Below are 12,753 nucleotides of genomic sequence, written 5' to 3'. Positions count from 1 at the left end.
CCGCCCATCATCGTCCTCGACCACCGAGGACCTGGCCTTGCGGGTCATGTCAATCAATCCGAATCTCGCCCTGCGTCAGGCCAGCTTGCTGTGAACCACTGGACTCAACTCACCCTGACACGCAGGGTGTCACGCCGCGCCGCACAATGAGGCGCCAGAAGCGGGGGAACAAGTGAGAACAAGATTCGCAGGCGTGCTGGCGGTACTCGCGCTCGTGACCGCGTGCGGCACCGACGTGCCAGCCGGCCTGGCCGACAAGGTCGAATCAGGCTGCCCCGGCATGCTGAAGCCCGAACCACTAGCGGTCATCACCAAGGGATTCGAGGTCTCGCAGGTGAACTCCGAGGAGGCCAACAGCTGCCAGGTCTTCGTCTCGACCGGGAAAAAGGTACTCAGCCTCGGGCTCGTCGCCTACGCAAGCCAAGAGGAGTCCGAGCGACTCACCCCAATGCTCTGCACCAGCGGAGTGCTGGACTCCGCGACCAAGTCGTGCGAAGCCGGCCGGTCAAAAGACCAGGAACTGTCGGTGCACGCCGTCGCAGGGCGGTGGAACGTGCGGGTGTCGGTGTACGACGTTCCCGTGAACGACGGAATCAAAGAAGCTGTGCAGCAGATCGTTGAAGATCTAAGAAACTCCGACAAGACCAGAAACTCCTAAACGAACGATCTTGCGTTGGAGATCTACGATCAAGACCGGGACGGGACTCTGCGCGCCTGAGCCACCTTTTGAAACCGGCCACGAGACCCGCAGCTCTGGCCGAAACCCCGTCCCCGCCAATCCACGACTCAAAGCCCGGCCAGGCCGCAACATCGGCTGAAACAGCGACGTCTGCAGTGCCGACGCGGAAGTCTCTCCGGCGACCGGCCTCTGGCACCTCGCGGAGCCGACGGAAGTCCTGCACAACCGGTAACCGCACAGCCGGAACGCCGCACAACGGGTCGACCGGGAAGTACGCCAGTTCCTGCAGCCGCGGCGGCGCATCGGCCAGGCCGAGACCGACGCGGAGTTCCCGTGCCCACCCGACGCTGTCGCGTCCGCTGGGTTGTACGAAGGCATTGTTCACGCTTGTCGATGGGAGGGAAATAGGCACGCTGCTGCTGGGCACTACAGGCGCGCCACACCTTGTCATGGTCACAAGTGACATCAGCCTGACCAGCAACGACGCAACCTGTGGTCGCACGGTGGTCGCATCCGGCACATGCTCCGGTCTTGCGCTGCTCACCAGGAGCAGATGAGCAGGGAACCGGAGGAACTCATCATGAAGAATCCGAACCGTGGCCGCGTCTATCGCCGTTGCGCTTGCCGCGACGCTGACGGCCGCCAGCTTGGCGCTCGCTGCCCGAAGCTGGCCAACCGCAAGCACGGAAGCTGGACCTACGCTGTTGATCTACCGACGCTCGACGGTAAGCGTCGAACACGACGTCGCAGCAGTTTCGCGACCAAAACAGACGCTCAAGTCGCACTGAGCAAGGTGCTTGAGTACGAGCGCACTGGCATCGTCATCGACGACCGGCAGACAGTCGCCGACTACCTCTTGGGTTGGTTGCGCGGCAAGGCGTCGACACTCAAGCCGACCACCATGGCGAACTACCACGCGTACGTCCACAAAGACCTGATTCCGCACATCGGCTTGATCAGACTCGAAGATCTCTCCCACCAGCACGTCGTTCTCTATGTCCGCAACCAACTGGAAGCCGGCCGCGGACACACCACACTGCGCCGCTGCCTCGCGACACTGTCCAGCGCGCTGGGCGACGCCGTACGGCAGCACCGCCTGCCGTACAACGCGGCCAAGTATGTGTCTGTCACCCGTCCCACGAAGTACGAGCCGGTGTGCTGGTCGCCCGCAGAGGCTGCGAAATTCCTCAAATATTGCGCTGACCACAACGACCCGTTGACCAACCTCTTCGAATTGATCATCGGCACCGGCATGCGCAAGGGCGAGGCGCTCGCTCTGCATTGGGCCGACGTCCACCTCGATGAGCACGTGCTCTTCGTCCGCCAGACGTTGTCCAACGTCAACAACTCCACGCCGGTTTTCACGACCCCTAAGACCAAGAGCAGCCTCGCTTGGGTCGGGCTCTCTCACAGGGTGGCCGCCGCGCTTCAGAACCAAGCGGAGCGCCAACCCGACCGCGCGCTGGTGTTCACTCGACGCGGAGGACAACCACTACGCCCGGAATACGTCCTACATCGGTTCCATCGGCTCACCGAGCAGGCTGGACTGCCCAGGATCCGCGTGCACGACCTGCGTCATTTCGCCGCGACCACGATGCTCAGCTCGCAGGTTCCGCTGGCCATGGCGTCCAAGACGCTGCGCCATTCGACCTTGTCAACGACGACGGAGATCTACGGCCACCTGCTCCGGCATGTCGCACTCGATGCGGTGAAGGCGATCGAGACTGCGTTGAAAGAAGCCGAAGCGGCATAGCGCGACCACTTTACGACCACAATCGGGCAAAAACGACACCAGCGGGTCTACCCCGAAAGGTAAACCCGCTGGTCATTGGCCGTCGGGACGACAGGATTTGAACCTGCGACCCCTTGACCCCCAGTCAAGTGCGCTACCAAACTGCGCCACGTCCCGGCCACACTCCCGGTTGCCCGGCGTGCAGGGAGAATCGTACAACACCCGGAACAGAGATCAAAAACGGCCCCCGGCACAGGGCGGGAGCTGCGGAAATACGGCGGGGACCCGACGTGCGGGTCCCCGCGTCCCTCGGTCCGACCGATCCCCCGATCCTCGACCGACACCGAGAACTATGCGTTGGCCGCGTCTCGTGCACCACCGCCGAAAGTCGAGTCTTGTCCGTCAACCTTCGACTTACCGGAGGGTAGGACGGCTGAGACGGTGAAGCCGCCGTCTGCTCGGTACGAGGTGGTCAGGGTGCCGCCGGCCAGCCGCACTCGTTCGGACAGGCCGTGCAGGCCCGCTCCGCCGCCGTCGGCCAGGGAAGGCAGCGTGCTGGGGCCGTTCACCACGGACACTCGCACGGGCGATGAGCGGTCGACGGTCACCGTCACGGCGGCGCCTGGTGCGTGTTTCGTGACGTTGGTCAGGGCTTCCTGGACCACGCGGAACAGGGCGCGGGAGACGGCTGGGGACAGCGCGGCCTCGCCCGTCTCGGACAGCGTCACCGACACGCCGGCCACTCGTGCGCGGTCCACCAGCTCCTGCAGGGACGGGTAGGACGTGTCGGAGTTCAGCAGGCCCAGGGCAGCGCGCATCTCGGACAGGGATTCCTTTGCCAGGGCACGTAAGCGCTGTGCGGTTTCGCGGACGGCGGGGTCGGTGGCGGTGGCGGCGAGGGCGGCGGATTCCACGGCTATCAGGGTGGCGTGGTGGCCCACGGCGTCGTGGATTTCGCGGGCTATGCGGGCGCGTTCTGCGGCTCTGGCCGAGGTTTCCTGGGCTTCCAGTTCGGCGGCTCGGGCTCGGCGGGTTTCGTAGAGCGACCGGGTCAGGTCCTTGCGGGTGGTCACGAGGGCGCCCAGCGCCGTGGGGGCGCCTGCCAGGCCGAAGGCGAAGGCGGTGGCCAGCAGCAACGAGCCGAGCGGGATGGTTTCGGTCAGCAGTACCGGGGCGATTGCGGCCACGGTTTGCAGGACGACCCAGAAGAGTTGGACCGGGATCGACTTTTCCTTGCGGCCCAAGCGGTATTGGGCCACAAGGGCCGGGGCCCAGCCCAGGCCGCCTGCCACGGCTGGGACGCACAGCAACGCGGCCAGCCACGGCCAGCGCAGGCGTACGGGCAGCAGCAGGGAGGCGCCCACCGCGGTCCACAGCGACCACGGGAACGGGCGGTCCTGGGCCAGCAGGACCACGCCCGTGGTGATGCCCACGGTGAGGATTTCGCGGTAGAGCGGCTTCACCACACACCGACCTGGTGCGCGACCAGGGCCGCCTGCACCCGGTTTTCCACGCCCAGTTTGGTCAGCACGGTGGAGACGTAGCTCTTCACGGTGGCCTCGGACAGGCAGAGTTCTTCCGCGATGGCGTGGTTCGAGCGGCCGCCGGCGAGCAGTTCGAGCACCTGGCGTTCGCGGGCCGACAACGAGTCCAGTTGCCGGTTGGCCCGGAAGCCGCGCAGTCGTGGCAGCAGGCGGGCGGTGATGCGGGGGTCCAGCACGGCGCCGCCCGCGGCCAGGTCGATCACGGCTCGCACCAGGGTTTCTGGCTCGGCGTCCTTGAGCAGGAAGCCCTGAGCGCCGAGGTCGAGGGCGGTGGCCACGTAGTCGTCCAGGTCGAACGTGGTCAGCACGGCGATGGCGGGCGGTGTGGCCCACGTTCTCAGCCGCCGCACCGCTTCCAGGCCGTCCACGCCCGGCATCTGCACGTCGACCAGGACGACGTCGGGCAGGCGGGCCAGGACGACTTCGACCAGTTCGGCGCCGTCGGCGGCCTCGCCGACCACCTCCACCCGTCCGTCGGCTTCCAGGAGGACCTTCAGGCCCCGCCGCAGCAGGGCCTCGTCGTCGGCTAGCACCACTCGTACGGCCACGAGCCCAACCAACCGCACCCCATGCCAAAGGGCAACTAGATCACCCAAGTGGTCACGACACCATCTGTGTGCACTCCGATCACGTGCGAGTCGTCGGACGTGAAGACCAAGGCGCGCAACGGTGGTCCCAGCAGCGGCAGAACTGTCACCAAGCGCTGGTCCTGGATGTGCCACAGGACGACGCCGGCCTCCGCCACGGTGGCGAGCATCGTGGCCGCCGCGTTGAAGGCACGGACCTGTGGCGCGCGGTTCATCCTGACGTCGGCGGGCTGCGCGGCCAGCGAGGTCCAGCGGCGTTCCCACGACGGTTCGTCGCCGCCGCACGCGCGGACGTAGGCCAAGGTCACGTCGAGCGTGGGCAGTTTGCGGCCGCCGGCGGCGTCGGACAGCGTCGCGGCCGAGTAGTGCGTCAACGCGGCGAGCCGGCGATACGTCGGCATGCCGGCCGCGCGTCGCAGTGTGCGCAGGTCGGCGGCGAATCGGAGTAGCGGGCTGTCTCCTTCGTCGAGTGGACGCTCTTTGCGAGCCATAGTCGGTTACCTCCCCCGCTCCCCATTTTGTTCGGGCTTCGTCGTACAAGTCCAGGCGTGGCCACCGAACAATCCGTTTCGGCAGTACAAAGGCAGAGCAGGCACCGAAACACCCGCCGACGTGGAATAGGGGACCCATGTCCGACGAGTACCACCGCGACGTGCTGGAGAAGCTCACCGAACTGGTGCGCGACGAGTTCCTCGACGGGGAGGACGAGGAGCTCACGGCCACGACACCGCTGATGGAGTGGGGGATCCTCAAGTCGATCGAAACCACGCGGCTGGTGACGTACGTGCGCACCGAATTCGGTGTGCGCGTTCCACCGGCCCAAGTCACGACGGAGAACTTCCGAGATCTGCAAAGCATCGCCGGACTCGTCACGGCATTGCGCGGGTGAGCCGGATGGAGTTCGGCCAGACAGCCGCACAAAGAGACCGCTGCCGGACAATTCGGGATGCCGGCGAATACGACTGGCAACGGCTCGGTGAACTCGGCGTGCTCGGTGCCGCGATACCCGTCGAACACGGCGGACGAGGACTCGGCGCGCTCGACACCGCCCTGGTCTTCGAGGCCGCCGGGTACGGCTGCCACGACACCGGGCTGATCTTCGCGGCCGGCGCGCACCTCTTCGCCGTGGCGCTGCCGATCGCCGCGTTCGGCTCCGAGAGCCAGAAGAAGAAGCTCCCCGGACTGTGCGATGGCGCGCTCATCGGCGCCAACGCGATGACCGAGCCGGACGCCGGATCCGACATCGGAGCGCTGAAGACCACCGCCGTACGCAACAGCGACGGCGACGGATACGTGCTCAACGGCATGAAGAGCTTCGTCAGCAACGGCCCGATCGCGGACGTCTACGTCACCTACGCCGTCACCGACCCCACCGCGGGCCACCTCGGCACCACCGGTTTCGTGGTCGACACCGGCACGCCCGGCCTGGTCAGGAGCGAGCCGTTCGGCAAGCTCGGCATGAACGGCTGCGCGGCGGGCACCGTCGAGTTCCGCGACTGCGCGGTGCCGGAGGACGCGGTGCTGGGCAACGGCTCCCTCGTGTTCCAGCACGGCATGCTCTGGGAACGCGCCTGCCTCTTCGCGATCTACCTCGGCGTGCAGGACCGGCTGATCGAGCGCTGCATCAGGCACGTCAAGCAGCGCAAGCAGTTCGGCAGGCGGCTCAGCGACTTCCAGTCCGTCAGCAACCGGATCGTGGACATGCGGCTGCGACTGGAAAGCGCCCGTCTGCTGCTCTACAAGGCCTGCTGGGCGATCGACCAGAACGACCTCGCGGTGCTTCCCGCGGCACTGTCGAAGCTCGCCGTCTCACAGGCCGCCGTGCAGACCGCGCTGGACGCCGTCGAGCTCTTCGGCGGCCGTGGTTACCAGACCGGCGAGGGCATCGAGGAGCACCTCAGGGACGCCGTGGGAGGCCTGATCTTCTCCGGCACGTCGGACATCCAGCGGCAGCTGGCGGCACTGGAGCTGGGCCTGTGACCGCGCTGCACCGGCTCGTCAGCGAGGCCGCTCGACGCACACCCCAGGCGCCCGCCGTCCACGACGGCACCACGACGATCACCTATCGCGAGCTCGACGACCGCGCCGGCCACCTCGCCGCGGGCCTGCGGGAACAAGGCATCGGCAAGGGCGACCGCATCGTCATCACCGCCGACAAGAGCGCGGACACCATCGCACTGATGCAGGCCGCGCTGCGAGTCGGCGCCATCTACGTACCGGTGGCACCGGCCAACCCTGCCGCGCGCGTGGAAAAGATCATCAGGAGCGCGCGGCCGAAGCTGGTCATCACCGACCCGCGCACGGCGCCAACCGCGGGCTCAGCACCAGAGATCCACGAGCCGGAGCCGGACGACCCGGCCTACGTCCTCTACACCTCGGGCTCGACCGGCGAACCGAAGGGCGTCTGCGTCAGCCACCGCAACGCCGAAGCGTTCGTCTCCTGGGCGGCCCGCGAAACCGGTCTGCACCAGGGAGACCGGCTCAGCAACCACGCGCCGTTCAACTTCGACCTGAGCGTGTTCGACCTCTACGGCGCCTTCCACGCGGGCGCCGCGGTCGACCTCGTGCCGAACGATGTCGCCTACCACCCGGCGGAGCTCACGGACTTCCTCGTCACGCGTGGCATCACGGTCTGGTACTCCGTGCCGTCCGCGCTGCTGCTCATGATGCGGCAAGGCGGCCTTCTGCACCGGGACAACGGCCTGCGCGTCTGCGTCTTCGCGGGCGAACCGTTCCCGTCCGACCAGGTGCTCGAGCTGCGCAAGGCGTGGCCGAACACCAGGCTGTTCAACTGGTACGGGCCGACTGAGACGAACGTCTGCACGTCGTACGAGGTGCACGACGTCGATCCGAGCCGCCCACTGCCGATCGGTTCTCCCAGCTGTGGCAACAACGTCGAGCTGGACGACGGCGAGATCGTCGTCGACGGCCCCACCGTCATGCTCGGTTACTGGGGCGAGCCACCGCAGCGGGGCCCGTACCGCACCGGAGACCTCGGCAGACGAACGAACGGGGTGCTCGAGTACCGCGGCCGGCGCGACGCCATGGTCAAGGTCCGCGGCCACCGCGTGGAGCTCGGCGAGATCGAAACCGCGCTCGCCGCTCACCCCGATGTCGGCGCCGTGGCCGTCGTCGTCAGGGGCAGCGGCCTGGAGGCGAAACTGCACGCCGTCGTCGTGCCGCGCAACGACAAGCGCCTGGGCCTCGTCGGCCTGAAACGGCACTGCGCCGAACGCCTGCCAGGCTACATGATCATCGACTCGCCCTCCGTCGTGGCCGAACTGCCGCGCACAGCCAACGGCAAGACCGACCGCACCGCACTTTCCAGGGGGATCCAGTGACGTTGTTCGGCAAGTCGACCGCCCTGTACGAGGAGTGGGAGGACGAGGGCGTCTCGCCGTTCTTCCCGGTGATCGAGACCAACCGAGGCCACCACGTCACGACGGCCGCGCACGGCGATCTGCTCATGTTCGGCTCGTGCGACTACCTCGGCCTCTCCCAGGAGCCTGCGCTCAAACAGGCCGCGATCGACGCGATCCACGAGTTCGGCACGAACACCTACGGCGCGCAACTGCTCTGCGGCCGCACCCGGCTGCACGACGGCATCGAGGCGAAGCTCAAGACTTTGTCCGGCAAGGAGTCCGCGATCCTCTTCCCGTCCGGAATGGCCGCGAACCTCGCCGTGATCTCCACCATCGCCTCCGCGGAGGACGTCATCCTCTGCGACCGCACCGCCCACGTCTCGATCTACATGGGCAGCTGGTTGTCCGGCGCCGAGCTGCGCACGTTCCCGCACAACAACGTGAAGAAGCTGGAAACCCTGCTGCGCAAGGAGAAGGACAAGCGCCGCCGGGTGATCCTGGTCGACGGCCTGTACAGCGCTGACGGGGACTTCGCGCCGCTGGACGAGATCACCGCACTCGCCGGGGAACACGACGCGCTGGTCGTCGTGGACGAGGCGCACTCGTTCGGCGCGATCGGACCGAACGGGCTGGGCGTGGCCGACCACTTCGGGGTGCTGGACCGGGTGGACGCCGTGGTCGGCACGATGAGCAAGGCGCTCGGCAGCGTCGGCGGGTTCGTCCTCACCGGCAAGGAGCTCGAACGCGAGCTGCGCTACCTCGCTCCCAGCTACACCAGCTCACGCGGCAGCGCGCCCGGCGTCGCGGGCGCGAGCCTCGCGTCGCTCCAGCTCGTCGAGGAACACGGCGGCGACCTGCGCGCCAGGCTCGACCACAACGTCAGGTTCGTCATCGACGGCCTCACCGAGGCCGGGCTGAACCTGATGCGCACGACCAGCCACATCGTCCCGGTGCTGGTCGGTGACGAGCACAAGACCGTGGCCGTCTCGAACTGGCTGATGGACCACGGGATCTTCGTCGGAACGTTCGTGCACCCGCACGTGCCGTCAGGAGAAGGCAGGCTGCGGATCGGCGTGACCAGCACGCACACTCAGGCCGAATGTGCGTTGCTGGTCGAACGGCTCACCGAAGCGAGGAACAAGTTCTCGCTCTGACCAGCTCACCTCTTGGCGGCGCCCGACTTCTTCTTCTCGCGGACGCGGACCGAGATGCGGACCGGGCTGCCCTGGAAGCCGAACTCCTCGCGCAGCTTGCGCTCGATGAACCGGCGGTAGCCCGCCTCGAGGAAACCGGTCGTGAACAGCACGAACGTCGGCGGGCGGGTCGAGGCCTGGGTCGCGAACAGCACCTTGGGCTGCTTGCCGCCGCGCACGGGGGGCGGGGTGGCGGCGATCAGGTCCGACAGCCACTGGTTCAGGCGGCCGGTCGGAACCCGGGTGTCCCACGAGTTCAGGGCCGTGCGCAGCGCCGGGGCCAGCTTGTGCACCGAGCGGCCGGTCAGGGCCGAGATGTTGACCTTGTCCGCCCACGGCACGCGCACGAGGCCGCGTTCGAGCTCGCGGATCATCTCGTTGCGGCGGTCCTCGTCGACCAGGTCCCACTTGTTGAACGCCAGCACGCACGCGCGGCCCGACTCGACGACCATCGTCAGCACGCGGAGGTCCTGCTCGGACAACGGCTCGTGCGCGTCGAGCAGCACGATCGCGACCTCGGCGGTCTCGATCGCCGACTTGGTGCGCAGCGAGGCGTAGTACTCGGCGCCGCTCTCGAACTTCACCCGCTTGCGCAGGCCGGCGGTGTCGACGAAGCGCCACACCTCGCCGTCGAGCTCGACCAGCGAGTCGACGGGGTCGACGGTGGTGCCCGCGACCGAGTCGACGACCGAGCGCTGCTCACCGGTCAGGCGGTTCAGCAGCGACGACTTGCCGACGTTCGGCTTGCCGACCAGTGCCACGCGCCGGGGACCACCGCTGCGTGCCCCGAAGTCGTCACGCGGCGTCTCGGGCAGCTTCGCGAGGATCACGTCGAGCAGGTCGCCGGAGCCGCGGCCGTGCAGGCCGGACACCGGGACCGGCTCGCCGAGGCCCAGCGACCACAGCGACGCGACGTCGGCCATGAGCCGGTCGTCGTCCACCTTGGACGCGCACAGGATCACCGGCTTCTTGGACCGGCGCAGCACCTTCGCGACGGCCTCTTCCGTGGTCGTCGCGCCCACCGTCGCGTCCACGACCACGAGGATCACGTCCGCCGTCGCCATCGCGAGCTCCGCCTGCGCGGCCACGGCGGCCTGCAGGCCCACCGCGTCCGGCTCCCAGCCGCCCGTGTCGACCACGGTGAACTTGCGGCCGTTCCACAACGCGTCGTACGCCACGCGGTCACGCGTCACGCCCGGCACGTCCTGCACCACGGCCTCTCGGCGGCCGATGATGCGGTTGACCAGCGTGGACTTGCCGACGTTCGGCCGCCCCACCACCGCGAGCACCGGCTGCGGCGGCGAAGAGTCCTCACCGTCGGAGCCGTCGAGGTCGTCGAAGGCTGACCAGTCGGCCTCGTCCTCCCAGGTGCCGTCCAGGTCCGTCATCGTCTTCCCTCACTCATACGAAGTCCATCGAGTTCGGCGACCAGTGTCGCCAGGCGGTCGCGCACCTGCTCGGTGGCAACGCCGAGTGCGGCCTTCCCCTTCCCGTCCGGGAGGTGGAACGGCTCACCGATCATCACGTCGACGTGGGGCCGCCAGCCCTTGGCCTGGTACGTCCCGCGGCACGCGACCGGCAGCACCACCGCGCCGCCGACCCGCGCCAGCCACGCCGCGCCGTTCTGCGCCGAAGCCACGTCGCCCTCACCGCGCGTGCCCTCGGGAAAGATCCCGATCACGCCACCGGCCTTGAGCACGGACAACGCGCTGGTCAGCGCCGTGCGATCGGCTTCTCCCCGTTTGACGGGAATCTGGCCGATCTTGCGCAGCAGGTTGCCCACGACACCTTTGAACATCTCCTGCTTGATCAGGAACGTCACGCGCCGGGGCACGACACCGAACAGGATCGGTCCATCAGCCATCGAGCTGTGGTTGGCAACGACGACCACGCCGCCGCTCAAGGGTACGCGGTCGCGGCCGTGCACCCGAATCCGGAACTGCCAGGCGTACGGAACGCGCGCGATCCACCGTCCAAAGTCGAACAGCCACCCGACGGTGCCCTCGGGCACGCTCACCCGGTCACCCTCAGCCCGCGCCGTTCGACGAGGTCGAGCAACGCGTCCACGGTGCCCGCGAGGTCGAGGTCGGTCGTGTCCACCTCGACGGCGTCCGCCGCCGCCTTCAACGGCGACACCGCTCGCGACGAGTCGTAGTTGTCGCGCCGCTGCACGTCCTTCAGCACGGCGTCCAAAGTGGACTCACGTCCGGCCGCGCTGTCCTGCTTGGTCCGCCGCCGCGCCCGCGCGTCCTCCGACGCGGTCAGGTACACCTTCAACGGCGCGTCGGGCGACACGACGGTGCCGATGTCCCGCCCCTCGACGACGATGCCACCGACGTTGTCGACGGCGTCCGCGATGATCGCCCGCTGCTGCGCCACGAGCAGCTCCCGCACGTGCGCGGTCGCCGACACCGGCGACACGGCCAGCGTCACCTCTGGCCCGCGGATCTCCACGGACACGTCGTCACCGTCCAGCGTGATCCCGGGCTTCTCCGGGTCGGTGCCGACCACGAGCTTCGCGCCGTCCGCGATCTCGGCGACCTTCCCCGGGTCCGTCGGATCGACCCCGGCGCGCAGCACCGCCACCGTGATCGCCCGGTACATCGAGCCGGTGTCGAGGTAGCGCGCGTCCAGCGCCATCGCGAGGCGCTTCGCGACGGTGGACTTGCCGGTGCCGGCCGGTCCGTCGAGTGCAACCACACCGCGCAACTGACCCTGGCCCACCACAGCTCCCTCCGAGATCCCCACGGTGCTCCATTGTGCCTGGTGCGGGCGCTCACACCAGCAGGGGCCTCGGCTAACGGAGAAATCCCGGAAGATCATCGGGCGAGAATCCCTCTGGAACGACCGCGGAGTAACGCTTCCAGGGAATCTCCGGATGGCGGTCGATCACTTCGTCAATCGACGCCGGCACCAAAACCGACACCGAAACGTCGAACAACTCCCCCTTCGGCTGAGTCAAATCGCTCACGCTCTCCGAAACCTGGAGCAGCGCATCCGATCCGACAAACATCCGGGAATCCATCGACGGACACGGCAACACCGGCAGCGGAAGAGCGCGATAGCCGGAAACGATCCCGGACAACCGCTCCACCGGGACGCCGTGCGCGTAGCACTGGTTCGAGGCCCCGATCGCGGTCTCCAGCACGGTCACGTGGAGGAGGAACTCGGACAGGGACTCACCGGCCGGCACCCAGTCCGAGTCCACCTCCCTGCCGAACACCGGAGGATCGTCCCCGGAAAGGGACGCACCCCATTCCCAGGAACCCGGCCCGTCCACCCAGAAGATCAGCTTTCCGTCCTCTGCCACGAGCTCCGGAGGGTCCAGTGGCCCGCTGACCGCACAGATGTCGGCGGACCACCGGGAGGTGAGCTCGAACCAGGCCCTCAGCCGCGCCGGCACCCGCACTTCCGCAGGCAGGGGGCGAGCCGGCAGATCCGGCTCGCCGTACCATCGCCTCAGGAACTTTTCGACGCTGTCTTCGGATATCGAAAGCAGTTCTTCCACGCCGTCATTATGCACCGGCCGCCTAGTGTCCTGTGATTCTGTTTGCTTTACATCCGCGTGACTGGTGATGGTGTTGGCTGTCGGGGTGGAGCTGACTGTCGATGAACAGGCCGAGCTGCGGGCGCTGGTGAACAGCCCGGATGTCGCG

General features: G+C 67.7%; 13 protein-coding genes and 1 tRNA gene. 6 read left to right on the top strand and 8 right to left on the bottom strand.

Annotation, left to right across the window (positions count from 1 at the left end; genetic code table 11):
- Window positions 1-193: 193 nt before the first annotated feature.
- Window positions 194-658: a hypothetical protein gene (locus ABFX45_RS44990; protein WP_346137236.1), complete on the top strand. Its 465-nt coding sequence runs from the start codon at window positions 194-196 to the stop codon at window positions 656-658.
- Window positions 659-1,232: 574 nt separating this feature from the next.
- Window positions 1,233-2,432, top strand: coding sequence for a site-specific integrase (locus ABFX45_RS44985; RefSeq protein WP_346137235.1), 1,200 nt, complete (start codon window positions 1,233-1,235; stop codon window positions 2,430-2,432).
- 82 nt (window positions 2,433-2,514) lie between these two features.
- On the opposite strand, the gene ABFX45_RS44980 is transcribed toward ABFX45_RS44985, so the two are convergent.
- The 4 genes from ABFX45_RS44980 to ABFX45_RS46755 form a co-directional block, all read right to left on the bottom strand.
- Window positions 2,515-2,588, bottom strand: a tRNA-Pro gene (locus ABFX45_RS44980).
- A 173-nt stretch (window positions 2,589-2,761) separates the two neighbouring features.
- The gene (locus ABFX45_RS44975) at window positions 2,762-3,877 is read right to left on the bottom strand and encodes a sensor histidine kinase (RefSeq protein WP_346137234.1); all 1,116 of its coding nucleotides are present in this window, start codon (window positions 3,875-3,877) and stop codon (window positions 2,762-2,764) included.
- Window positions 3,871-4,503, bottom strand: coding sequence for a response regulator (locus tag ABFX45_RS44970; RefSeq protein WP_170155109.1), 633 nt, complete (start codon window positions 4,501-4,503; stop codon window positions 3,871-3,873). The genes ABFX45_RS44975 and ABFX45_RS44970 overlap by 7 nt, the downstream gene beginning before the upstream one ends.
- Window positions 4,504-4,538: 35 nt before the next feature.
- Window positions 4,539-5,033, bottom strand: a complete 495-nt coding sequence (locus tag ABFX45_RS46755; protein WP_112232155.1) for a helix-turn-helix domain-containing protein — start codon at window positions 5,031-5,033, stop codon at window positions 4,539-4,541.
- Between the two features lie 137 nt (window positions 5,034-5,170).
- On the opposite strand from ABFX45_RS46755, the gene ABFX45_RS44960 reads away from it, so the two are divergent.
- The 4 genes from ABFX45_RS44960 to ABFX45_RS44945 are packed head-to-tail and all read left to right on the top strand — an operon-like array spanning window position 5,171 to window position 9,058.
- A complete protein-coding gene (locus ABFX45_RS44960) occupies window positions 5,171-5,431 on the top strand; it encodes an acyl carrier protein (protein ID WP_112232153.1) in 261 nt (86 codons plus the stop codon).
- A 5-nt stretch (window positions 5,432-5,436) separates the two neighbouring features.
- Window positions 5,437-6,522: an acyl-CoA dehydrogenase family protein gene (locus ABFX45_RS44955; protein WP_346137233.1), complete on the top strand. Its 1,086-nt coding sequence runs from the start codon at window positions 5,437-5,439 to the stop codon at window positions 6,520-6,522.
- Window positions 6,519-7,883: an AMP-binding protein gene (locus ABFX45_RS44950; RefSeq protein WP_346137232.1), complete on the top strand. Its 1,365-nt coding sequence runs from the start codon at window positions 6,519-6,521 to the stop codon at window positions 7,881-7,883. Before ABFX45_RS44955 ends, ABFX45_RS44950 begins: the two co-directional genes overlap by 4 nt.
- Window positions 7,880-9,058 carry an aminotransferase class I/II-fold pyridoxal phosphate-dependent enzyme gene (locus ABFX45_RS44945; protein ID WP_346137231.1) on the top strand — a complete coding sequence of 393 codons (1,179 nt, stop codon included), beginning with the start codon at window positions 7,880-7,882 and terminating at the stop codon, window positions 9,056-9,058. The genes ABFX45_RS44950 and ABFX45_RS44945 overlap by 4 nt, the downstream gene beginning before the upstream one ends.
- Window positions 9,059-9,063: 5 nt before the next feature.
- On the opposite strand, the gene der is transcribed toward ABFX45_RS44945, so the two are convergent.
- The 4 genes from der to ABFX45_RS44925 all read right to left on the bottom strand — a co-directional run.
- Window positions 9,064-10,485 (bottom strand): ribosome biogenesis GTPase Der, encoded by a 1,422-nt coding sequence (der, locus tag ABFX45_RS44940; protein ID WP_109638907.1) that lies wholly within the window; start codon window positions 10,483-10,485, stop codon window positions 9,064-9,066.
- On the bottom strand, window positions 10,482-11,114 hold the full coding sequence (locus ABFX45_RS44935) for a lysophospholipid acyltransferase family protein (protein ID WP_109638908.1): 633 nt from the start codon (window positions 11,112-11,114) through the stop codon (window positions 10,482-10,484). Before ABFX45_RS44935 ends, der begins: the two co-directional genes overlap by 4 nt.
- Window positions 11,111-11,797 carry a (d)CMP kinase gene (gene cmk, locus ABFX45_RS44930; protein WP_170155116.1) on the bottom strand — a complete coding sequence of 229 codons (687 nt, stop codon included), beginning with the start codon at window positions 11,795-11,797 and terminating at the stop codon, window positions 11,111-11,113. Before cmk ends, ABFX45_RS44935 begins: the two co-directional genes overlap by 4 nt.
- Before the next feature lie 97 nt (window positions 11,798-11,894).
- Window positions 11,895-12,753 (bottom strand): hypothetical protein (locus tag ABFX45_RS44925; RefSeq protein ID WP_346137230.1); only part of this gene is annotated, 859 nt, incomplete at its 5' end.

It is taken from the genome of Lentzea roselyniae (assembly GCF_039537795.1).
Classification (GTDB): domain Bacteria; phylum Actinomycetota; class Actinomycetes; order Mycobacteriales; family Pseudonocardiaceae; genus Lentzea; species Lentzea atacamensis.
This window is presented reverse-complemented; position numbering and strand designations above follow the sequence as displayed.

What these genes read in the sequence shown, in the direction of transcription:
- ABFX45_RS44985 (WP_346137235.1), top strand. Translation starts at nt 1,233, where the DNA reads ATGAGCAGGGAACCGGAGGAACTCATCATGAAGAATCCGAACCGTGGC.
- ABFX45_RS44955 (WP_346137233.1), top strand. Translation starts at nt 5,437, where the DNA reads ATGGAGTTCGGCCAGACAGCCGCACAAAGAGACCGCTGCCGGACAATT.
- ABFX45_RS44960 (WP_112232153.1), top strand. Translation starts at nt 5,171, where the DNA reads ATGTCCGACGAGTACCACCGCGACGTGCTGGAGAAGCTCACCGAACTG.
- der (WP_109638907.1), bottom strand. Translation starts at nt 10,485, where the DNA reads ATGACGGACCTGGACGGCACCTGGGAGGACGAGGCCGACTGGTCAGCC.
- ABFX45_RS46755 (WP_112232155.1), bottom strand. Translation starts at nt 5,033, where the DNA reads ATGGCTCGCAAAGAGCGTCCACTCGACGAAGGAGACAGCCCGCTACTC.